At 65.9% G+C, this 21,087-nt stretch carries 22 protein-coding genes; 17 read left to right on the forward strand and 5 right to left on the reverse strand.

Annotation, left to right across the window (positions count from 1 at the left end):
- The 3 genes from VNQ78_RS04685 to phoB all read left to right on the forward strand — a co-directional run.
- Window positions 1–448, forward strand: a 448-nt coding sequence (locus VNQ78_RS04685; protein WP_325687106.1) for a phosphate ABC transporter ATP-binding protein, incomplete at its 5' end; no start/stop codon positions are given.
- A 22-nt stretch (window positions 449–470) separates the two neighbouring features.
- Window positions 471–1,193 carry a phosphate signaling complex protein PhoU gene (gene phoU / locus VNQ78_RS04690; protein WP_325687108.1) on the forward strand — a complete coding sequence of 241 codons (723 nt, stop codon included), beginning with the start codon at window positions 471–473 and terminating at the stop codon, window positions 1,191–1,193.
- Between the two features lie 4 nt (window positions 1,194–1,197).
- Window positions 1,198–1,887, forward strand: coding sequence for a phosphate regulon transcriptional regulator PhoB (phoB, locus tag VNQ78_RS04695; RefSeq protein ID WP_325687110.1), 690 nt, complete (start codon window positions 1,198–1,200; stop codon window positions 1,885–1,887).
- A 51-nt stretch (window positions 1,888–1,938) separates the two neighbouring features.
- Here phoB and VNQ78_RS04700 read toward each other — a convergent pair whose 3' ends face one another.
- Complete coding sequence (locus VNQ78_RS04700) at window positions 1,939–3,435, reverse strand: OmpA family protein (RefSeq protein WP_325687113.1); 1,497 nt, start codon at window positions 3,433–3,435, stop codon at window positions 1,939–1,941.
- Between the two features lie 27 nt (window positions 3,436–3,462).
- Between VNQ78_RS04700 and VNQ78_RS04705 the strand changes: the two genes are divergently transcribed.
- Together VNQ78_RS04705 and VNQ78_RS04710 are read left to right on the forward strand one after the other, a co-directional pair.
- Window positions 3,463–4,188: a hypothetical protein gene (locus tag VNQ78_RS04705; RefSeq protein WP_325687114.1), complete on the forward strand. Its 726-nt coding sequence runs from the start codon at window positions 3,463–3,465 to the stop codon at window positions 4,186–4,188.
- Window positions 4,179–5,387 carry an acyl-CoA dehydrogenase gene (locus VNQ78_RS04710; protein ID WP_325687116.1) on the forward strand — a complete coding sequence of 403 codons (1,209 nt, stop codon included), beginning with the start codon at window positions 4,179–4,181 and terminating at the stop codon, window positions 5,385–5,387. The genes VNQ78_RS04705 and VNQ78_RS04710 overlap by 10 nt, the downstream gene beginning before the upstream one ends.
- An 8-nt stretch (window positions 5,388–5,395) precedes the next feature.
- Here VNQ78_RS04710 and dprA read toward each other — a convergent pair whose 3' ends face one another.
- Window positions 5,396–6,586, reverse strand: coding sequence for a DNA-processing protein DprA (gene dprA, locus VNQ78_RS04715; RefSeq protein WP_325687118.1), 1,191 nt, complete (start codon window positions 6,584–6,586; stop codon window positions 5,396–5,398).
- Between the two features lie 69 nt (window positions 6,587–6,655).
- On the reverse strand, window positions 6,656–8,077 hold the full coding sequence (tldD, locus tag VNQ78_RS04720; protein ID WP_325687120.1) for a metalloprotease TldD: 1,422 nt from the start codon (window positions 8,075–8,077) through the stop codon (window positions 6,656–6,658).
- Window positions 8,078–8,242: 165 nt separating this feature from the next.
- Between tldD and coxB the strand changes: the two genes are divergently transcribed.
- The 10 genes from coxB (at window position 8,243) to VNQ78_RS04770 (ending at window position 17,165) form a co-directional block, all read left to right on the forward strand.
- A complete protein-coding gene (gene coxB / locus VNQ78_RS04725; protein ID WP_325687122.1) occupies window positions 8,243–9,136 on the forward strand; it encodes a cytochrome c oxidase subunit II in 894 nt (297 codons plus the stop codon).
- Window positions 9,137–9,145: 9 nt separating this feature from the next.
- Entirely contained in the window at window positions 9,146–10,063 is a 918-nt protein-coding gene (gene cyoE / locus VNQ78_RS04730; RefSeq protein WP_325687124.1) for a heme o synthase, read from the forward strand.
- On the forward strand, window positions 10,057–10,335 hold the full coding sequence (locus tag VNQ78_RS04735) for a hypothetical protein (protein WP_325687126.1): 279 nt from the start codon (window positions 10,057–10,059) through the stop codon (window positions 10,333–10,335). The genes cyoE and VNQ78_RS04735 overlap by 7 nt, the downstream gene beginning before the upstream one ends.
- The gene (locus VNQ78_RS04740; protein WP_325687129.1) at window positions 10,332–10,913 is read left to right on the forward strand and encodes a cytochrome c oxidase assembly protein; all 582 of its coding nucleotides are present in this window, start codon (window positions 10,332–10,334) and stop codon (window positions 10,911–10,913) included. The genes VNQ78_RS04735 and VNQ78_RS04740 overlap by 4 nt, the downstream gene beginning before the upstream one ends.
- 33 nt (window positions 10,914–10,946) lie before the next feature.
- Window positions 10,947–11,771, forward strand: a complete 825-nt coding sequence (locus VNQ78_RS04745; protein ID WP_325687131.1) for a cytochrome c oxidase subunit 3 — start codon at window positions 10,947–10,949, stop codon at window positions 11,769–11,771.
- A 63-nt stretch (window positions 11,772–11,834) separates the two neighbouring features.
- The gene (locus tag VNQ78_RS04750; RefSeq protein ID WP_325687133.1) at window positions 11,835–12,506 is read left to right on the forward strand and encodes an SURF1 family protein; all 672 of its coding nucleotides are present in this window, start codon (window positions 11,835–11,837) and stop codon (window positions 12,504–12,506) included.
- A gap of 9 nt (window positions 12,507–12,515) precedes the next feature.
- Complete coding sequence (gene thrC / locus VNQ78_RS04755; protein ID WP_325687135.1) at window positions 12,516–13,904, forward strand: threonine synthase; 1,389 nt, start codon at window positions 12,516–12,518, stop codon at window positions 13,902–13,904.
- Window positions 13,901–15,166: a pitrilysin family protein gene (locus VNQ78_RS04760; RefSeq protein ID WP_325687137.1), complete on the forward strand. Its 1,266-nt coding sequence runs from the start codon at window positions 13,901–13,903 to the stop codon at window positions 15,164–15,166. Before thrC ends, VNQ78_RS04760 begins: the two co-directional genes overlap by 4 nt.
- Complete coding sequence (locus VNQ78_RS04765; protein ID WP_325687142.1) at window positions 15,166–15,747, forward strand: GNAT family protein; 582 nt, start codon at window positions 15,166–15,168, stop codon at window positions 15,745–15,747. The genes VNQ78_RS04760 and VNQ78_RS04765 overlap by 1 nt, the downstream gene beginning before the upstream one ends.
- Window positions 15,748–15,749: 2 nt before the next feature.
- Window positions 15,750–17,165, forward strand: a complete 1,416-nt coding sequence (locus tag VNQ78_RS04770; RefSeq protein ID WP_325687145.1) for an FAD-binding oxidoreductase — start codon at window positions 15,750–15,752, stop codon at window positions 17,163–17,165.
- Here VNQ78_RS04770 and VNQ78_RS04775 read toward each other — a convergent pair.
- Window positions 17,125–18,039, reverse strand: coding sequence for a LysR family transcriptional regulator (locus VNQ78_RS04775; RefSeq protein WP_325687146.1), 915 nt, complete (start codon window positions 18,037–18,039; stop codon window positions 17,125–17,127). The two genes, VNQ78_RS04770 and VNQ78_RS04775, sit on opposite strands and share 41 nt — an antisense overlap.
- Window positions 18,040–18,146: 107 nt before the next feature.
- Between VNQ78_RS04775 and VNQ78_RS04780 the strand changes: the two genes are divergently transcribed.
- Entirely contained in the window at window positions 18,147–18,572 is a 426-nt protein-coding gene (locus VNQ78_RS04780) for a DoxX family protein (protein ID WP_325687147.1), read from the forward strand.
- A 129-nt stretch (window positions 18,573–18,701) separates the two neighbouring features.
- On the forward strand, window positions 18,702–20,204 hold the full coding sequence (locus tag VNQ78_RS04785) for an acetyl-CoA hydrolase/transferase family protein (protein ID WP_325687148.1): 1,503 nt from the start codon (window positions 18,702–18,704) through the stop codon (window positions 20,202–20,204).
- Window positions 20,205–20,291: 87 nt separating this feature from the next.
- Here VNQ78_RS04785 and VNQ78_RS04790 read toward each other — a convergent pair whose 3' ends face one another.
- The gene (locus VNQ78_RS04790; protein WP_325687149.1) at window positions 20,292–21,074 is read right to left on the reverse strand and encodes a MetQ/NlpA family ABC transporter substrate-binding protein; all 783 of its coding nucleotides are present in this window, start codon (window positions 21,072–21,074) and stop codon (window positions 20,292–20,294) included.
- Window positions 21,075–21,087: the final 13 nt, after the last annotated feature.

Raw genomic sequence — 21,087 nt, forward strand, 5'->3', positions numbered from 1 at the left:
CGTGGCCTACGGCCCGCGCATCCACGGCATGGCCCGCAACCGCGCCGAGCTTGACGAGATCGTCGAGAAGTCGCTGCGGGGCGCGGCGCTCTGGAACGAGGTCAAGGACCGCCTGTCCGAGCCGGGAACCGGCCTTTCGGGTGGCCAGCAGCAGCGTCTCTGCATCGCGCGCGCCGTCGCGACCGAGCCTGAAGTGCTGCTGATGGACGAGCCTTGCTCGGCCCTCGACCCGATCGCCACCAGCCAGGTCGAGGATCTGATCGACCAGCTTCGCGCGGATTATTCGGTGGTGATCGTCACCCACTCGATGCAGCAGGCCGCGCGGGTCAGCCAGAAGACCGCCTTCTTCCACCTCGGCAATCTGGTCGAGTATGGCAGCACCGACGACATCTTCACCCGCCCGCAGGATCCCCGCACCGAAAGCTATATTTCGGGCCGTATCGGCTGAGCCGGTTGCAAAGGATATTACCATGAATTCCGAACGCCATATCATGTCGGCATTCGACCGCGATCTGGAAACCGTCCAGGCGCTGGTCGTCAAGATGGGCGGCATGGTCGAAAGCGCGATCCATGACGCCGCCATCGCCCTCGAAACCCGCGACGAGGAGCTTGCCGAGGACGTGCGCCGCCGCGACAGCGCCATCGACGCGCTGGAGCACCAGATCAACGAGGAGGCCGCGCGGCTGATCGCGCTGCGCGCCCCCCGGGCGACCGACCTGCGCACCGCGCTGACCGTCATCAAGATCTCGGCCATCCTCGAACGGGTCGGGGACTATGCCAAGAACATCGCCAAGCGCAGCCATGTCCTTGTCCACATGCCCGCCGTCGAAAGCTCGGGCATGGCGCTTCGGCGCATGTCGGCCACGGTCGAGGGGATGATGAAGGACGCGCTCGACAGCTATATCCAGCGCGACGCGGCGCTGGCGGCCGATGTGCGCAAGCGGGATCTGGAAGTCGACCAGATGTACAACGCGCTCTTCCGCGAGTTCCTGACCTACATGATGGAAGATCCGCGCAACATCACCGCCTGCATGCATCTGCATTTCATCGCCAAGAACATCGAGCGCATGGGCGACCATGCCACCGGCATCGCCGAGCAGGTAATCTATCTGGCGACGGGCGAGCTGCCCGACGATGCGCGCCCGAAAAGCGAGAGCGTCACCCGCGCGACGCTGAACGAAGGCGAGGATTGAGAACATGGCACAGGCACAACCCTGCGTTCTCGTGGTCGAGGACGAGGGCGCGCAGCGCGAAGTTCTGAAATACAACCTCGAGGCCGAAGGCTTCTCGGTCGTTTTGGCCGAGAATGGCGACGAGGCCATGCTGCTGGTCGCCGAGGAGCAGCCCGACCTGATCGTTCTGGACTGGATGCTGCCGAATGTCAGCGGGATCGAGGTCTGTCGGCGGGTCAAGGCCGATCCGAACACCCGGCAGATCCCGATCATCATGCTCTCGGCGCGCTCCGAAGAGGTGGACCGGGTCCGCGGGCTGGAGACGGGCGCCGATGACTATGTCATCAAGCCCTATTCCGTGGTCGAGCTGATGGCGCGGCTGCGCACCCAGCTTCGGCGCACCCGTCCCGCCTCGATGGGCGAGCGGCTCTCCTTCCGCGACATCATCCTCGACGCGGGCGAGCATCGCGTTTTTCGCGGCGGCTCTGCCCTGCATCTGGGACCGACCGAGTTCCGGCTGCTGTCGACGCTGATGGAAAAGCCCGGCCGGGTCTGGACGCGCGAGCAGTTGCTCGACCGGGTCTGGGGCCGTGACATCTATGTCGATACGCGCACGATCGACGTTCATGTCGGTCGCTTGCGCAAGGCGCTGATGGTCAATGGCGGGGACAATCCCGTGCGGACCGTCCGGGGAACCGGCTACGCGCTCGGCTGATCCCCGGCCCGTAAAAACAAAACCGCGGGCCGAGGCCCGCGGTTTTTTCGTTCAGCTGCCGCTCTGTTCCAGCAGGTCGGTGATGCGGCGGATGGCGACACGGCGATTGTCACGCTCGTCCCCGTCGCTCGGGATAAGCATGTATTGCTCGCCATAGCCCTGAACGACCATGTTTTCGGGCGGAACCTGATAATATTCGGTCAGCGCCAGCGCCACCGATTCCGCACGGCGGTCCGACAGCGCAAGGTTCGCCGCGTCCGAGCCGACGGCATCGGTATAGCCCTCGATCATGTAAACCTCGTTCGGGTTCTTATCGATCGAGTCGCGGATCACCTTGCCGAATGTCGCGAGTTGCTCGGCCTGATCCGATGTCAGCGCCGCCGAACCCGAGTCGAAGGTCACATCCGGCACGTTTACCGGCGCGACCAGCGAGCGCACTTCGGGAATGTCGCGGACCTGGCCCAGCGTAAAGCGCCGGTCGGTGGCCGATTCCCGCAGAAGGGCGGTGCGCAGATCATCCTCGGCCCAGGGCTGGTTGCTGTATTCCACCGGCTGCGGCGGCGGCAGGGTCGAGATCTGCACCGGGCGGACATAGGTATTGTCCATCAGCCGCGTCTCGGTCCCGTTGGGATGGACCAGCGTTCGCTGGAGGATGTTCGTGTCCGCATCGCGAATGGTGACGACGCGGCTGCCATCCGCACGCAGCACCGTGGTCCGGGTCGAGCCATCCGCGAAGGTTTCCGTCTGCACGTCCGAGCCGGGTCGATAGAGCAGGGCATTGTCATCGCGCACGATCTGCTGGCTGCCATCCGGCAGGGTCAGGACCGCCCGGTCGCCGGTGTTCAGCGCGACCTGCCGGTTGCCGCTGAGCATCCTGCCGACCGCAAATCCCGCGACGCCGGCCAGCAGCAGCTTGGCGATGTCGCTGCCTTTATCGTCGTCATCATCGTTGTCGCGGTCGTAGTAGTCATCCCAATAGTCGTTGCGGCGGTCCAGCGCGCGTTCGCGGCGATCGACGCGGCGTTCGTCCTGGCGCAATTCTCGCTCGCGACGGTCGAGCTGGCGGCGCATCTCCTCGTTGGTCAGGCCGCCGCGCGGGCGCATGCCGTCCTCGATCCGGTTGCGGAAATCCTGATCCGAGCGGCGGGCGTTCTCCTGAGTGATGCGGCGCTCTCTCACATTGTCGCGCCTGTCATTGCCCGCCGCGCCTGCGGTCAGCGCGGCGGCCTTGGGCGCCTGATCGCGCGATGCGGCGAGGCGCATCACCTCGTTCGGACGGCTGCGCGCCTCGGGGGCGGGAAGGTCGGTCTTGCCCTGCCGGCTGTCGATCCGGCGGCGCATCTCCTCGGGGCTGAGCTGCTGGGGCTGCGGCCGCGCCTTGGCATTCTGCTGGCGCCGCTGCTCGGCCTGCCGCTGAGCGTCGCGACGCTGCTCCTCGGTCCGGGCGGGCGGCGTCTGGCGCTGCTCCCCGGCGCGCTGCTGTGGCCGTGGGCGCTGCTTTTCGTCCATGGCGCGGCGCAGCTCTTGGGCATTCGGGGGTGGGGTCATGCGTTCTGACGGCGATGTGCGTTTGGGTTGGGCATTGCCCTGCGCAGCCGGACGCGATTGCTGCCCGCGCGCGTCATCCTGCGGGTTTGCCGGGCGACGGGTCGGATTGTCAGCCTCACGGCGCTGAGCGGGCTTTTCTGCCTGCCGCTCCTCGCGACGGTCAGCCCGCGGCGGCGGCTGCTCTCCCTGCGGCCGGGCATGACGCGGCGGCTGCTGGTCCCGCTGCGGCTGCGCCTGAGGTTTCTCTTCGCGCTGGGGCTGGGCCTGACGCTGTGGCTTCTGCTCACGCTGCGGTTGCGCCTCGCGCTGCGGTTGCTGGCGCCGCTCCTGCTGCGGCTGCTGGCGCGGCTTTGGCTGCTCGGCCTGGGCACGCTGCTGCTGCGGTTTGGGCTGCTGCTTTTTCTGCTGCTCCTGCCGGGCGGCTTTCTGCTTCTGCTCCCTCTGCTTCTGCTTTTGCTGCTGTTTCTGCTGCAGGATGATCTGCTCTTGCGAAGGGGCGCCCTGTGCGAAAGCCGGTGCGACCTGCGGTGCGATCAGCGACAGGCTTGCGACAATGGCTGTAGACGTATTCAGAATGCGACGCATGTCGGGTTCCTTTTCCGATGGACGCCTGAAGGGGGTCGCAGCATAAACCAGCGGGCGGGTTCGGCAGTTCCGGAACGAACCCGTGAGCAGGCTGGCGCGGGCCATAAGCCGCCGATCAGCCGACGACAATGCAAGGCCGTAGCGGGCAGGAGGATAGAATGGCACTGAAACCCAAGGATGCACCCGAATTGGGCCGCTTCGACTGGGAGGATCCCTTCCGGCTGGAGCTGCAATTGACCGAGGAGGAGCGGATGCTGCGCGACGCCGCCCGCGCCTATGCGCAGGACCGGCTGCAACCCCGCGCCATCGCCGCCTATCGCGACGAGGTGACCGACCCCGAGATCTTCCGCGAGATGGGCGAGATGGGCCTGCTGGGCGTGACCGTCCCCGAGGAGTTCGGCGGGCTGGGCGGTTCCTATGTCGCCTACGGCCTTGTCGCGCGCGAGGTCGAGCGCGTGGACAGCGGCTATCGCAGCATGATGTCGGTGCAATCCTCGCTGGTGATGTATCCGATCCACGCCTATGGCTCGGATGCGCAGCGCCGGAAATACCTGCCGAAACTCGCCTCGGGCGAGTGGATCGGCTGCTTCGGCCTGACCGAGCCTGATGCGGGCTCCGACCCCGGCGGGATGAAGACCGTCGCGAAAAAGACGGCGGATGGCTATGTGCTGTCGGGGTCGAAGATGTGGATCTCGAACGCGCCGATCGCCGATGTCTTTGTCGTCTGGGCCAAGTCCGAGGCGCATGGCGGCAAGATTCGCGGCTTCGTGCTGGAGAAGGGGGCGAAGGGCCTTTCCGCACCGAAGATCGGCGGCAAGCTCAGCCTGCGCGCCTCGATCACCGGTGAGATCGTCATGGACGGCGTCGAGGTCGGCGAGGAGGCGCTGCTGCCCGGCGTCGAGGGGTTGAAGGGGCCTTTCGGCTGTCTCAACCGCGCGCGCTATGGAATCAGCTGGGGCGCGCTGGGGGCGGCCGAGTTCTGTCTCCATGCCGCGCGGCAATACGGCCTTGACCGCCAGCAATTCGGCCGTCCGCTGGCCAATACCCAGCTTTTCCAGCTGAAGCTGGCCAATATGATGACCGAGATCTCGCTGGGTCTGCAAGCCAGCCTGCGGGTCGGTCGCCTGATGGACGAGGCCGAGGCCGCGCCCGAGATGATCTCGATCGTCAAGCGCAACAATTGCGGCAAGGCGCTGGAGATCGCCCGCATGGCCCGCGACATGCATGGCGGCAATGGCATTCAGGAGGATTATCAGGTGATGCGCCATGCCGCGAACCTCGAAACGGTGAATACCTATGAGGGGACGCATGACGTCCATGCCCTGATCCTCGGGCGGGCGATCACGGGGTTGCAGGCCTTCTTCTGAGACAGGCCTCAGGCGAGGCGAGAGATCCTGCCGCCGGTCAACCGCTGGATGCGGCCCGAAAGCTCCAGCTTCAGGAGGGCGGGGGCAATCGTGGCGGCAGGAATGCCAAGGTCGCGGATCAGCAGGTTCTCCTCGGTGGGCGCGGTGCCGAGGCTGGCGAGGATCCGGCCCTCGATCCCTGCCGGCCCGCCGTTCTCACGGTCCTCCGCCACCCTTGGCGCGGGGACCGGAGGCGGCGGGGCGTCCTGTCCCGGCAGTTCTGAAATGCCCCGTTTGGCGTGCCGGGGCGCAGCCCCCTCGGCCATCAGGGCTTGCAGCACATCCTGCGCGTTCCTGACCAGCAGCGCCCCGTCGCGCAGCAGATCGTTGCAGCCCGAGGCGCGTGCATCCATCGGATGGCCTGGAACCGCCATGACCTCGCGCCCCTGATCCAGCGCCGCCTTGGCGGTGATCAGGCTGCCCGAGCGATGCGCCGCCTCGATCACCACCACCGCGCGCGAGAGGCCCGAGATGATCCGGTTGCGGGCGGGGAAATTCCGCGCGACCGGCTCGCTGCCGGGCGGTTGTTCGGTGAGAAGAAGGCCGGTTTCGCAGATCGCCTCGGCCAGCGCGGCATTCTCGGACGGATAGATGCGGTCGATCCCGGTCGCCATGACCGCGACCGTCCCCGCCTCCAGCGCCGCCTGATGGGCGACGGTGTCGATGCCGCGGGCCAGACCGCCGATCACGACCGCCCCGGCTTCAGCCAGTCCCATCGCAAGGCCGCGCGCCATGCGCAGACCCAGCGAGGAGGCATTGCGCGCCCCGATCACCGCGACCGGAAGGCGGTCGAGGATATCCGCGCGGCCCCTGACCCAAAGAACGGGCGGGGCATCCGATATGTCCCGCAGCCGGGCCGGATAGGCGGGATCGTCCCATGTCAACAGCCGGGCACCCGCCCGAAGGCCCGCCGCCACCTCTGCCTCGGCCTGCGAGGTGGGGCAGGGGGCATAGCCGCCGATCCCCGCCGCCCGCGCAATTTCGGGCAGGGCGGCCAGTGCGGCTTCCGCGTCGCCATGTTCCGCAAGCAGGCGGTGAAAGGTCGTGGCCCCCACCCTGCGCGAGCGGATGAGGCGCAGCACGGCAAGCCCGCCATCGGCCGGAGCATTGACCCTGGGGCCGGAGCCGTGGTGGGGGTCGAAGGGGATCGCGTCTGCCATCATTCCATGCCTGTGCCTCATCCGCCCGGATGTGATGGCATGGAAGAGGTTAAGGACAGGTTAGCGGCTTCAGGCGGCCGAGCCGCCGACGGTCAGCCCGCCGATCATCAGGCTGGGCAGTCCGACGCCCACCGGCACCCATTGCCCCTGCTTGCCGCAATTGCCGATGCCCGGATCCAGCGCGAGGTCATTGCCGATGGCGCGGATCTTCTGGAGCGCGGTCGCCCCGTCGCCGATCAGCGTCGCGCCCCGGATCGGGTCACCCAGCTTGCCGTTCTTCACCCGATAGGCTTCGGTGCAGGAAAAGACGAACTTGCCATTGGTGATGTCGACCTGTCCGCCGCCGAAGCCCACCGCGTAGATCCCGTCGTCGAGGCCCGCGAGGATCGAGGCCGGATCCTCGGACCCCGCCAGCATGAAGGTATTGGTCATCCGGGGCATCGGGGCATGGGCATAGCTCTGGCGGCGGCCATTGCCGGTCGGCTCGACCCCCATCAGCCGGGCGTTCTGGCGGTCCTGCATATAGCCGACGAGGATGCCGTCCTCGATCAGCACGTTGCGGCCGGGCGCGTTCCCCTCGTCATCGACCGAGATCGAGCCGCGCCGGTCGGGAATGGTGCCGTCGTCGATCACCGTCACGCCGGGCGCGGCGACACGCTGGCCCAGCAGGCCGGCAAAGGCCGAATGCCCCTTGCGGTTGAAATCGGCCTCCAGCCCGTGACCGACCGCCTCATGCAGCAGGATGCCGGGCCAGCCGGGGCCAAGCACCACGTCCATCACCCCGGCGGGCGCGGGGACCGAGCGCAGGTTGACCAGCGCAATGCGCAGCGCCTCGCGGACCTGGGCCTGCCAATGCTCGGGCGCGATCAGACCGTCGAGCGCGATTCGCCCGCCGCCGCCTGCATTGCCCGATTCGCGTCGCGTATTCGATTCGACGATGACCGAGACATTGATCCGCGCCATCGGGCGGATATCGGTGGCGAGCCCGCCCTCGGGGCGGAGAATCGCCACCTCCTGCACGGAGGTCGAGATGCTGGCCGAGACCTGCACGACGCGCGGGTCGAGGTCGCGGGCAAAGGCGTCGATCTCGCGCAGCAGCGCGACGCGGCGGGCAAAGCTGATCCCCTCGGCCGGGTCGATCGCGGCGTAAAGGGGCGTGATGCTGCCCGAGGGGGGCAGCGCCAGCGTGCCGCCGCCATCGCCAACCGCAAGCCGCACCGTCTCGGCGGCTTTCCTCAATGCAGTCTCGCCGATCTCGGTGGAATGGGCATAGCCCGTCACCTCGCCCCGGACCGCGCGCAGGCCGAAGCCCTGTTCGGCATCATAGCTGGCAGTGCGCAGCCGCCCGTCGTCAAAGACCAGCGTTTCGGCGCGCGAACGCTCAAGAAACAGCTCTCCGTCATCTGCACCATTCAGCGCATCCTTCAGGATCTGCAACGTCTGGTTGCGGTCGAGATGGGATTCGAAGGGCGAAAACGGCGAGTCGGTCATGCGAAAGTCCTTATGCCAGAACGCCTCGACTATGGGTTTTTTGGTCGTAAGTCGATAGGTATGACTTGCCCGGGCTGGTTAGATATGCTTGTCAAACAATACCAATGTCGGCCGGGCTGGAGGAACCTGGGCTCGCCGGCGGGACGTAGGCAACGGGATGGGATAATGGCATTTGCGACGATGCGCCGCGCTGCTGCGGCGGGAACTGGCCTTGGACTGGCGGCACTGACGGGTATCCCGGCCGTAGCGCAGGAGGTGCTGGGCGATCTGCCGGTCATCGGCAAGCCGCATAATGGCGGCATGGGCTTTCAACCGGCATCGAGCCCGCTTGCCCATGATCAGCAATGGCTGGACCATTTCGTCCTCTATATCATCACGGCGGTGACGATTTTCGTCTGTCTGCTGCTGCTGATCTGTATCCTGCGCTACAATCATCGGGCGAACCCGGTTCCGGCGCGCTTTACCCATAACACCCCGCTCGAGATCACCTGGACGCTGGTTCCCGTCCTGATCCTGGTCGCGATCGGCGCCTTCTCGCTGCCGATCCTGTTCCGCAGCCAGGAAATGCCGGAGAACCCGGACCTCGTCATCAAGGCGATCGGCCATCAGTGGTACTGGTCCTACGAATATCCGAATGACGGCATCGCCTTCGACGCCCTGCTGCTTGAAAAGGACGCGCTGGCCGATGCGGGCTATAGCGAGGACGAATACCTGCTGGCCGCCGACAATCCGGTCGTCGTGCCCATTGGCAAGAAAGTCCTGGTGCAAGTGACCGCGACCGACGTGATCCACGCCTGGACCGTCCCCGCCTTTGCGGTGAAGCAGGACGCCGTGCCGGGACGTATCGCCCAATTGTGGTTTGAGGCCGACACCGAAGGCGTGTATTTCGGTCAGTGCTCCGAACTCTGCGGGATCAACCACGCCTATATGCCGATCGTGGTGAAAGCCGTGAGCCAGGAGAAGTATGACGCATGGCTCGCCGGCGCGAAGGAAGAGTTCGCCGCCGACGCTTCGGATTATCTGCCTGCCCAGCCGGTCAAGCTGGCCCAGGCGGAATAAGGACAGGACGTGACCGATATCAACGCATACCAAGGGCCGGCCGAGGCCGGATTCGGAGACTATGTCGCCCTGCTGAAGCCACGGGTGATGTCGCTTGTGGTCTTCACCGCCTTTGTCGGGCTGTGGGTCGCGCCGGAGCCGATGAACCCCTTCGTGGCCTTCTGCGCGATTCTCTTCATCGCGCTGGGGGGCGGCGCGTCCGGCGCGCTGAACATGTGGTATGACGCGGATATCGACGCGGTGATGAAGCGCACGGCCGGCCGGCCGGTGCCCTCGGGCCGGGTGCCCGGCACGGATGCGCTGGGGCTGGGCGTCGCGCTCTCGATCCTTTCGGTGATGATGCTGGGGCTGGCGGCGAACTGGTTCGCGGCGGGCTTCCTTGCCTTTACCATCTTCTTCTATGCCGTGATCTATACGATCTGGCTGAAGCGCTCGACGCCGCAGAACATCGTCATCGGCGGCGCGGCCGGGGCCTTCCCGCCCATGATCGGCTGGGCCTGCGCCACCGGCGGGATCAGCCTTGAATCGCTTCTGATGTTCGCGCTCGTCTTCTTCTGGACGCCGCCGCATTTCTGGGCGCTCGCCCTCTTCATGAAGGAAGACTACCACAAGGCCGGCGTGCCGATGCTGACCGTGACCCATGGGCGCGAGGCGACGCGCCGCCATGTCTTCGGCTATACGCTGGTGCTGGCGCCCTTCGCGATCTGGCTGGGCTTCACCTCGGTCGGCGGCTGGCTGTACCTTTCGGTTTCCGCGGTGCTGAACCTTCTGTTCATCGCCGGCGGCTGGCGCATCCTGCGCCGGACCGAGGAGCAGGCGAATGCCGATGGCTACAAGGTCGAGAAAAGCTATTTCCGCCTCTCGCTCTATTACCTGTTCCTGCATTTCCTCGCGCTTCTGGCGCAGCACTGGGTCGGGGCATGGTGATGCTGCCGCGGGTCGAGCATGAGTTGCACAGACGCCGGCGCAGCCGGAATCTCGGGCTGCTGGGCGTGCTCCTTGCCTTTGTGGCGCTGGTCTTCGGGCTTTCGATCGCCAAGATCACCAGTGGCGACATGATGGAAGGCTATGACCACCAGCCGCGCGCCTCGATGCTGCCGCGCGATCCCTCGCCGCCCGCGCCGAATGCCGGCCCGGTCGCCGTGCCGGGAACGCCGGGTGCCGCCGCGTTGGAGCAGGGGCCGGAGGCCGGGCAATGAGCGCGCCGCGTTCGAATGGCCGCACGGTCGCCATGCTTCTTGGCGTCGTTGTGGTGATGGGCGCTTTGTCATGGGCGGCGGTGCCGTTCTATGACTGGTTCTGCCGCGTCACCGGCTATGGCGGCACCACCAACGTCGCCGCGTCGGCCTCTGACGTGGTGCTGGAGGAGAAGGTGCGCGTCCGCTTCGACGCCAATGTCGACCCGAACATGGGCTGGACCTTCCGCCCCATGCAGCGCGACATGGAGTTGCGCATCGGCGAGAATGCCATCGCCTTCTACGAGGCGGTTAACACCAGCGACGAGCCGATCACCGGAACGGCCAGCTATAACGTCGCGCCCGAGATCGCCGGCTATTATTTCAACAAGATCCAGTGCTTCTGCTTCACCGAGCAGACCCTCCAACCCGGAGAGCGGATCGAGATGCCGGTCAGTTTCTTTGTCGATGCAGGCATCGTCGATGACCGCGATGCAGGAAGGGTGCGTGACATCACCCTGTCCTATACCTTCCACCGGACCGAGCCCGCGGCGCCGAAACAGGCGGCGCTGCAGTCGGGAACTGACCCAACGATCAACTAGAGCAACAAGTCGCAGCAACAGCGGAACGCAGCCATGGCCCATGTAAAGAACCACGACTACCAGATCCTTCCGCCGTCCATCTGGCCGTTTCTGGGGGCCATCAGCGCCTTCGTGATGCTGACCGGGGCCGTCGCCTGGATGAAGGGCATCACCTTCTTCGGCGCGCCGATCGAAGGGCCGTGGATGTTCCTGATCGGCTTCGTCGCGGTGCTTTACGTGATGTTCGGCTGGTGGTCCGATGTGATCACAGAGGGCGAGACGGGCGAACATACCCCGGTCGTCCGCATCGGCCTGCAATATGGCTTCATCCTGTTCATCATGTCCGAGGTGATGTTCTTCGTCGCCTGGTTCTGGGCCTTCATCAAGAACGCCATGTATCCGATGGGACCGGACAGCCCGATCAAGGACGGGGTCTGGCCGCCGGAAGGCATCGTGACCTTCGATCCCTGGCACCTGCCGCTGATCAACACGCTGATCCTGCTGCTCTCGGGCGTCGCCGTGACCTGGGCGCACCATGCCTTCGTGCATGACGGGGACCGCAAGACCACCATCCGCGGGCTGATCGTCGCCGTCATCCTCGGCCTCTGCTTCACCGCGTTGCAGGCCTATGAATACAGCCATGCGGCCTTCGGCCTGGCCGATACGGTCTATGCCGGCACCTTCTTCATGGCGACGGGCTTCCACGGCCTGCATGTCATCATCGGCACGATCTTCCTCTTCGTCTGCCTGATCCGCCTGATGCGCGGCCAGATGACCCAGAGGCAGCATGTCGGCTTCGAGGCGGCGGCCTGGTACTGGCACTTCGTCGACGTGGTGTGGCTGTTCCTTTTCGTGGTGGTCTATATCTGGGGCCGCTAAGCTCTGACGCAGGTTCAGGCGGCGCGGGGCAGTTCCTCGCGCCGTTTTCTTTGGAAGGGGCAGATGCGCCGCTATCTATTTCCCGTGATCGTCGGCGTCCTCGGCTGCGCCATCCTGCTCTCGCTGGGGTTCTGGCAATTGCGACGGATGGACTGGAAGGAGACGATGCTGGCCGAGATCCAGAGCCGGATCGAAGGCGCGCCCGCAAGCCTTCCCGCCGGATACGAGGCGCAGATGAAATACCTGCCGGTGATCGTCTCGGGCCAGACCACGGGAGAGGAGATCGACGTCCTCTCGGGCACCAAGGAAAGCGGCGGCGGCTATCAGGTCGTCTCGGGTTTCGTCACCGATGATGGCCGGCGCATCTTGCTGGATCGCGGTTTCGTCGATCAGGACCACAAGCGCGACCCGCGCCCGCCCGTCAAGCTGGAGGTTGCCGGAAACCTGCACTGGCCCGAGGAGAAGGGCAGCGCCACGCCCGCGCCCAATCTGGCCGAGAATATCTGGTTCGCCCGCGACGTCCCGGCCATGGCCGCGCAGCTCGGGACCGAGCCCCTGCTGGTCGTCGCCGCCGAGGTTCGGGGCGATGCGCAGGGCGTCGCGCCGATCCCCGTCGCCATCGAGGGAATCCCCAACAATCACCTGAGTTACGCCGTCCAGTGGTTCATGATCGCGGTGGTTTGGGCAGGGATGACAGTCGCCCTGATCTGGCGTATCAGGCAACGACAATTCTAGAGGACGATGATGCGCTACGTTTCGACCCGCGGCCGGGCAGAGGTTCTGGATTTCGCGCAGGCCATGATGACCGGGCTTGCCCGCGACGGCGGCCTTTACCTTCCCGAACAGATCCCGACCTTCACCGCCGGGGAGATCGCAGCACTCGAGGGCCTGCCCTACGAGGAAGTGGCGCTGCGTGTGATCACACCTTTCGTGGGCGAAAGCTTTACCCAGGATGAGCTGAAGGGCGCGATCTCGCGCGCCTATGCGGGTTTTGACCACGTCGCCCGCGCGCCGATGGTCCAGCTTGCCTCGGGTCATTTCCTGCTGGAGCTGTTCCACGGGCCGACGCTGGCCTTCAAGGACTTCGCCATGCAGTTGATCGGGCAGCTTTTCCAGCTTGCCCTGGCGAAATCCGGCAATCGGGTGACGATCCTCGGCGCGACCTCGGGCGATACCGGCTCGGCCGCGATCGAGGCCTTCCGGGGTCTCTCGAATGTCGATGTCTTCATCATGTATCCGCATGGCCGCGTCAGCGAGGTGCAGCGCCGCCAGATGTCGACCCCCGCCGATGCCAATGTCCATGCGCTGGCCGTCGACGGCACCTTCGATGATTGCCAGGCGCGGCTGAAGGATCTGTTCAACGACCACGACTTCCGCGACGGGGTCGGGCTGGCCGGCGTGAACTCGATCAACTGGGCGCGGGTGCTGGCGCAGATCGTCTATTACTTCACCGCCTCCTCCAGCCTCGGCGCGCCACTGCGCGAGGTGGATTTCACCGTGCCCACCGGCAATTTCGGCGACGTTTTCGCGGGCTCGATCGCGAAGGCGATGGGTCTGCCAATCGGCCGCCTCGTCGTCGCGACGAACCAGAACGACATCCTGCACCGCGCGCTTACGACCGGCGAATACCGGACCGGCACGGTCGAGCCCTCGATCAGCCCGTCGATGGATATTCAGGTCAGCTCGAATTTCGAGCGCGCGCTGTGGCTGGCCTATGGCCGCGACGGCGCCGCCGTCAGCCAGCTGATGGACGAGCTGAAATCCGGCGGCTTCTCGATCAGCCAGGGCGCGCTTGAGCATCTGCGCGAGATCTATGTCTCGGGCCGCGCCTCGGAGGCCGAGACCACGGCGATGATCACCACCATCCACGACGAGACCGGCGAGGTCATCTGCCCCCATACCGCCGTCGCGGTGAAGGTCGCGCGCGAGCATCTGCGCCCCGGCGTTCCGATGATCAGCCTCTCCACCGCGCATCCGGCGAAATTCCCCGACGCGGTCGAGGCGGCGATCGGCATTCGCCCGGCTCTGCCGCCGCATATGGCCGACCTGTTCGAGCGCGACGAACGGATCACCCAGGTTGAAAACGACGCGGGCAGCATTAAGTCGCTGATCCTTGAACGGAGAACTTTGTGAGCCAAACCCGCATCAGCACCCTGCCCAATGGGTTGCGCGTGATCACGCGCGACATGCCGGGCCTTCATTCGGCCTCGATCGGAGTCTGGGTCGGCGCCGGCTGCCGCGACGAACGCGCCGAACAGAACGGCATCGCCCATTTCCTTGAGCATATGGCCTTCAAGGGAACCGCGACGCGCAGCGCGCTGGACATCGTCGAGCAGATCGAGAACGTGGGCGGCTATATCAACGCCTATACCTCGCGCGACGTGACCTCCTATTACGCGCGGGTGCTGGCCGGCGATGTCTCGATGGCGCTGGACGTGATTTCCGATATCGTGCTGAACCCGATTTTCGACCAGCGCGAGATCGAGATCGAGCGCGGCGTGATCCTGCAGGAAATCGGGCAGTCGCTGGACACGCCCGATGACGTCATCTTCGACTGGCTGCAAGAGGCGGCCTATCCCGACCAGCCGATGGGGCGCACCATCCTTGGCCCGACCGAGCGCGTCAGCGCCTTCGACAAGGGCGACCTCTCGGGCTTCATCACCGAGCATTACGGCCCCGAGCGCATGATCGTCGCCGCCGCCGGCGCGGTCGATCACGACCGGATCACCCGGCAGGTCGAGCAGATCTTCTCGCATCTGCCGGCGCGCCCGCAGACCCTGCGTGAGCCTGCCCGCTGGCAGGGGGCCGAGACGCGGCGCGTCAAGAAGCTGGAGCAGGCCCATTTCGCGCTGGCCTTCGAGGGGCCGGGCTATATGTCACCCGATTTCTACGCGGCGCAGATCTGGACCTCGGCGCTGGGGGGCGGCATGTCCTCGCGTCTGTTCCAGAAGGTGCGCGAGGAACGCGGCCTCTGCTATTCGATCTTTGCCCAATCCGGGTTCCACGACGATACCGGCATGGTCACGATCTATGCCGGCACCTCGGGCGACCAGATCGCCGACCTTGCCAACCTGACCGTGGACGAGATGAAGCGCGCGGCCGAGGACATGACCGAGGCCGAGATCGCCCGCGCCCGCGCCCAGCTCAAGGCCGGGTTGCTGATGGGGCTGGAAAGCCCGACCGGGCAGGCCGAACGGATGGCGCGGTCGCTGGCGATCTGGGGCAAGGTTTCGGAACCCGCCGAGGTGGCCGAGCGTATCGACGCGGTGACCGTGGCCGATGTGCGCGCCCATGCCGAGCGGCTGATCGGAAATGCGCGACCGGCCCTTGCACTCTACGGCCCGGTGCGCTCTGCTCCGACCAGAGAGAAACTGTCCCAAAGGCTTGCCGCCTGATGTTCAACCGCCGCCGTCCGCCTCGACTGGAAACCGAGCGGATGGTGCTGCGCCTTCCCGCGCATGGCGATTTCGAGGCATGGGCGGCGCTGCGGGACGAAAGCCGTGATTTCCTGACTCCGTGGGAGCCGGTCTGGTCCGCCGATCACCTCTCGAAGCGCAGCTTCACCAACCGGGTCTATTGGGCGCAGCGCGCGAATCGCAACGGCACGGCGCTGCCGCTTTTCCTGATCCGGCAGGACGCGGTCCTGCTGGGGGCAATCACGCTGGACAATATCCGGCGCGGTCCGGCGCAATCGGCGACCATCGGTTATTGGATCGGGCAGCTTCACGCCCGGCAGGGTTATATGCGCGAGGCGATCGGTGCGCTGGTGCGCCATGCCTTCGTCACCATGGACCTCAGCCGGATCGAGGCGGCCTGCCTGCCCGAGAACGCGGCTTCGCGCGGGGTGCTGGAAAAGGCCGGGTTCAAGTATGAGGGCGTGGCCCAAAGCTATCTGCAGATCAACGGCCGCTGGCGCAATCACGTCCTCTACGCCAATCTGAGGAATGACCGCCGGGGCAAGACGGAGGTGCGCTGAACGTGCCCGCTGACCTGAACCCCGCCGACGAAAACCTTGCCGCGCGACTGCCCGCGGGCGTGCTGCGTCCGGTGACGCCCGCCTATCTGGAGGAGCCGCGCGGCCGCTATGCGGGGCAGGCCGGGCTGATTGCCGCGCCGCGCTCGACCGAGGAGGTGGCGGCGGTGGTCCGGGCCTGCGCCGCGGCGCGCGTCGGCATCGTCACGCGCGGCGGCGGCACCGGGCTGGTCGGCGGGCAGGTCATGCCCGAGGGACCGGCGCCGCTGATCCTGTCGCTGGAACGGATGCAGGCCCTGCGCGGCATCTGGCCCGAGGAGAACGTGCTGATCGCCGAGGCCGGGATGACGCTTCAGGCCGTGCGGGACGCGGCCGAGGCGGAGGGGCGGCTTTTCCCGCTTTCGCTGGCCAGTCAGGGCACCGCCGCGATCGGCGGCTGCCTTGCGACCAATGCGGGCGGCGTCACGGCGCTGCGCTATGGCACGGCGCGGGCGCTTTGCCTTGGGATCGAGGCGGTCTTGCCCGATGGCAGCGTGGTCCATGATCTGAAGCGGCTGAGGAAGGACAATACCGGCTATGACCTGCGCGACCTCCTGATCGGGGCCGAGGGGTCGCTGGGTGTGATCACAGCCGCCAGCCTGAAGCTGGTCCTGCCGCCCCCGGAGGTCGGGGTCGCGATGCTGGAAGTGCCAAGCCCGGAAGCCGCCCTGACCCTGCTCGCTCTGGCCGAGGGGCGGATGGCGGGCGGCGTCACCGCCTTCGAGCTGATTGGCGGCACCGGGCTTGCCTTTCTTGCCGAGAAGCTGCCCGAGATCCGCCAACCCTTGCCACAGTCGACATGGTCGGTGCTGGTCGAGGTCGGACTACCGCAAGGCCTGTCCGCGGCCGAGGCCCTCGAAGACCTCCTCGTTGCCGCGATGGAGGAGGGGTTGGTCACGGATGGCGTCATTGCGCAATCGGGCCAGCAAGCCGCCGATTTCTGGCATCTGCGCGAGCATATCCCCGAGGCGAACAAGCGTATCGGCGCGATTGCCAGCCACGATATCAGCCTGCCTCTGTCCGAGATCGCGGGCTTCATCCGGGATGCGGGCCGCGAACTGGCGGCGCGGGCCGAGTTGCGGGTGAACTGCTTTGGCCATCTGGGCGACGGGAACCTGCATTACAACCTGTTTCCGGCGCCGGGGCGGCATCGCTCGGAATATGATGAGTGCCGCAAGGAGCTGTCGCATCTGGTTCACGAGATCGCTGTCGCCCGTGGCGGGTCGTTCTCGGCCGAGCATGGCATCGGGCGGCTGAAGGTCGGCGAACTTGAACGCTGGGGCGATCCGGCGCGGCTTGCCGCGATGCGGGCGATCAAGGCGGCGCTCGACCCCCTCGGGATCATGAATCCGGGGGCGGTGCTTTCCCGAGCAGCGGGCTGAGATTCTTGCGCAGGTGATCGAGATAGGCGGTCAGCCGGGGCGGAATGAAGGATTGCGGCAGATACAGCGCCTGAATGTCGAGCTGATGGCCGGGGAAGTCCGGCAGCAGGCGTTCCAGCCGCCCCTCGGCAATGTCATGCTCGACCACGAAGCGGGGGATGATGGCGATACCGGCGTTCTCCAGCACCAGATTGCGGACGGCGCGCGGGCTGTTCAGCGTGATCGCGCCGGGCAGGGGCACACTGGTCACCTTGCCGTCGATGACGAAAGCGGCCCGCCCCGGCGAGGCCGAGTTGCTGTCACGGATGTTCACATGCTCGCGCAGCTCATCAGGATGGGCGGGACGGGGATGGCGGGCCAGATAGCCGGGACTAGCCACGACGAGGGATTCCGTCCGGCCAAGACGCCGCCCGATCAGGCTTGAATCGCCCAGGACCCCGATCCGCAGCGCAAGATCGAAGCCCTCGGCCGCCATGTCGACATAACGGTCGGTCAGGTGCAGGTCGATCGACATGGCCGGATGCAGGGTCAGGAAATCCCGTGTCAGCACCTCGGCAAACATCTCGCCGAAAGTCACGGGCGCGGTGACACGCAGCCTGCCGCCGAGCGCGCCTTCATCGGCGCGGGCCTGCGCGTCGAGTTCCTCGACCGCGGCAAGCACACGGCGCGCGGCGACAAGGAAACGCTCGCCCGCGGGTGTCAGCGACAGCGAGCGCGTGGTCCGGTTCAGCAGCGTGATGCCCTGCTGCGCCTCGAGCGCCGCGACATATTTGCTGACCAGCTTGTTCGAGATGCCGATGCGCTTCCCCGCCCGCGTGAAGGAGGCCGCGTCCACCACCGCGACAAAGGCACGAATTCCGTCAAGGCGATCCATTTATTCCCCAATCCGGCGACAATATTTCCCTGATAATGTCCATTTCCGCGAAAGGAGGAAAGCCTCATATCTCGCTCATCGACAGCTTTCCAAAGGGAAACACCCAGATGACCGATCTCAGCCTCTCCGGCACGGCCAGTGCCGAAAGCCGCGCCGACTATGCCGCGCTTATCCTTCGCGCCTCGACCGGCCTCTTTTTCCTGATCCACGGCCTGATCAAGCTTTTCATCTTCACCCCCGCCGGAACCGCCGGCTATTTCGAGTCGCTGGGCCTGCCCGGCGCCCTCGGCTATCTGACCATCCTGATCGAGGTTCTGGGCGGGCTGGCGCTGATCGTCGGCTACCAGACCCGCTGGGTGGCGCTGGTGATGGTGCCGGTGCTGCTGGGCGCGGCGGTCTTCGGGCATGGCGGTAATGGCTTTACCTTCAGCAATGCGGGCGGCGGCTGGGAGTATCCGGTGCTCTGGGCCGTGGTCATGGCGGCGCTGGCGCTGCTGGGCGACGGAGCCTATGCGCTGGGTCGCCGGCGCTGAACCCCGTCCGCGAATGCGCGAAAGCCGGCCTTCGGGCCGGCATTTCCGTTATTGCATGGCTGGGTTGATTTGTCAGAAGCCCTGCCCCCAACTAAGCAGATCCGAAGCAATGAGTTCGGGGGAGACCGCATGTCCGAGGAAATCCAAAACCGCATCCGGCACAAGGGTTTGCGCGATCGCGTGGTCAGCGCCGAAGCGGCGGCGAGCCTGATCCGCGACGGCATGGTGCTGGGGATGAGCGGCTTTACCCGCGCGGGCGAGGCAAAAGCGGTGCCGATGGCGCTGGCCGAGCGCGCGAAGCGGGAACCCTTGAAGGTCACGCTGATGACCGGGGCGTCGCTGGGCAATGACCTCGACAAGACCCTGGCCGAGGCGCATGTGACCGCGCGGCGCATTCCCTTCATGTCCGATCCCTCGCTGCGCCACGCCATCAATGCGGGCGAGGTGATGTATATCGACCAGCACCTGTCGGAGACGGTCGAGCAGTTGCGCACCGGCCAGTTGCCGGGCGTCGACATCGCCATCATCGAGGCGGCGGCCATCACCGAGAATGGCGGCATCGTGCCCACCACCTCGGTCGGCAATTCGGCCAGCTTCGCGATCCTCGCCAAGCAGGTGATCGTCGAGATCAACCTGAACCACTCGCTTGAGCTTGAGGGCCTGCACGACGTCTATATCCCGACCTATTGGCCGGTGCGTACGCCGATCCCGGTCGTGACGCCGGAAAGCCGCGCGGGCTTTCCCTATATCCCGATCCCGCCCGAGAAGATCGCGGCGATCGTGATCTCGACCAAGCTCGATTCCGCCTCGACCGTGACCGAGCCAGATGCCGAGACCCGCGCCATTGCCGGGCACCTGACCGAGTTTCTGAAGAACGAGGTCGCGCGCGGCAGGCTGCCATCGTCGCTGCACCCGCTTCAGGCCGGGATCGGCAGCATCGCGAACGCGGTCATGCACGGTTTCATCGACAGCCCGTTCCACGACCTGACGATGTATTCCGAGGTGCTGCAGGATTCCACTTTCGACCTGATGGATGCGGGGAAGATGATCTTCGCCTCCGGCTCGTCCATCACGCTTTCGGCCCCGAAATACCGGCAGGTGATGGACCGGTTCCAGGACTACAAGCGCAAGCTGGTACTGCGACCGCAGGAGATCTCGAACCATCCCGAGGTCGTGCGGCGGCTGGGCCTGATCGCGATCAACACCGCGCTGGAATTCGACATCTACGGCAATGTGAACTCGACCCATGTGATGGGCACCAACATGATGAACGGGATCGGCGGCTCGGGCGATTTCGCGCGGAACGCCTATTTCTCGGTCTTCGTCAGCAAGTCCACCGCCAAGGCGGGACGGATCTCCTCGGTCGTGCCGATGGTGAGCCATGTCGACCATACCGAGCATGACGTGGATATCCTCGTGACCGAACAGGGGCTGGCGGACCTGCGCGGCCTTGCCCCGCGCGAGCGGGCGCGCCTCATCATCGCGAATTGCGTGGCGCCTGACTGGCGCGACATGATCGCCGATTACCACGACCGCGCATTGCTGCGGGGCGGGCATACCCCGCATCTGCTGGAGGAGGCGCTGAGCTGGCACGACCGGCTGCGCCGCACCGGGTCCATGCGCCCCGAGTGAGGGGATGAAATCGGAAACGCCCCGCGTGATGCGGGGCGTTGGTTTTTTGGGTATTTGGAAAACGGTGAAGGTTGCCGGGGGCAGGGATCACCAGGCGGGGATGACCGCGCCGTGATATTTGTCCTCGATATATTTCTTCACTTCGGGCGAGTGGTAGGATTCGACCAGCGCCTTGGCCCAGGTTGCGTCCTTGTCGGCGGTGCGGACGACGATGATGTTGGCATAGGGGCTTTCCGCCGCCTCGATCGCGATCGCGTCCTTTTCCGGGTTGAGACCCGCTTCCAGCGCGTAGTTGGTGTTGATGACCGCCACGTCGGCATCGGCCAGCGCGCGCGGCAATTGGGCGGCGTCGAGTTCGAGGAATTTCAGGTTCTTCGCGTTCTCGGTCACGTCGAGGGGCGTCGGGGTCAGGCCGGTGCCCTCGGCGAGCTTGATCAGGCCCTTGTCCTGCAGGAGCAGCAGGGCGCGGCCGCCATTGGTCGGGTCGTTCGGCAGCGCGACCTTGCCGCCCTCGGGCAGGTCGTCGAGCGATTTCAGTTTCTGCGAGTAGACGCCCATCGGGGTGGTGATGGTCTTGCCGATGGCGACGAGGTCGAAGCCGCGATCCTTGATCTGGTTGTCCAGATAGGGCTGGTGCTGGAAGCTGTTCGCCTGCAGGTCGCCATCGTTCAGCGCCTGGTTCGGCACGACATAATCGGTGAATTCGATGATGTCGATGTTCAGGCCCTTGCCCTTCGCGACTTCGGCGACCTGCTCCATGATCTCGGCATGTTCGCCGACCGAGACGCCGACCTTGATGTCTTCGGCAGCGGCCATGCCTGCGACCAGCGCAAGGGTCGAAGCCAGGGCTGCAATGCGGAGTTTGCGCATGGTTTGTCCTTTC

Origin of the sequence: Paracoccus sp. (in: a-proteobacteria), assembly GCF_035556475.1 — a bacterium.
In the GTDB taxonomy this organism is placed as follows: Bacteria; Pseudomonadota; Alphaproteobacteria; order Rhodobacterales; family Rhodobacteraceae; genus Paracoccus.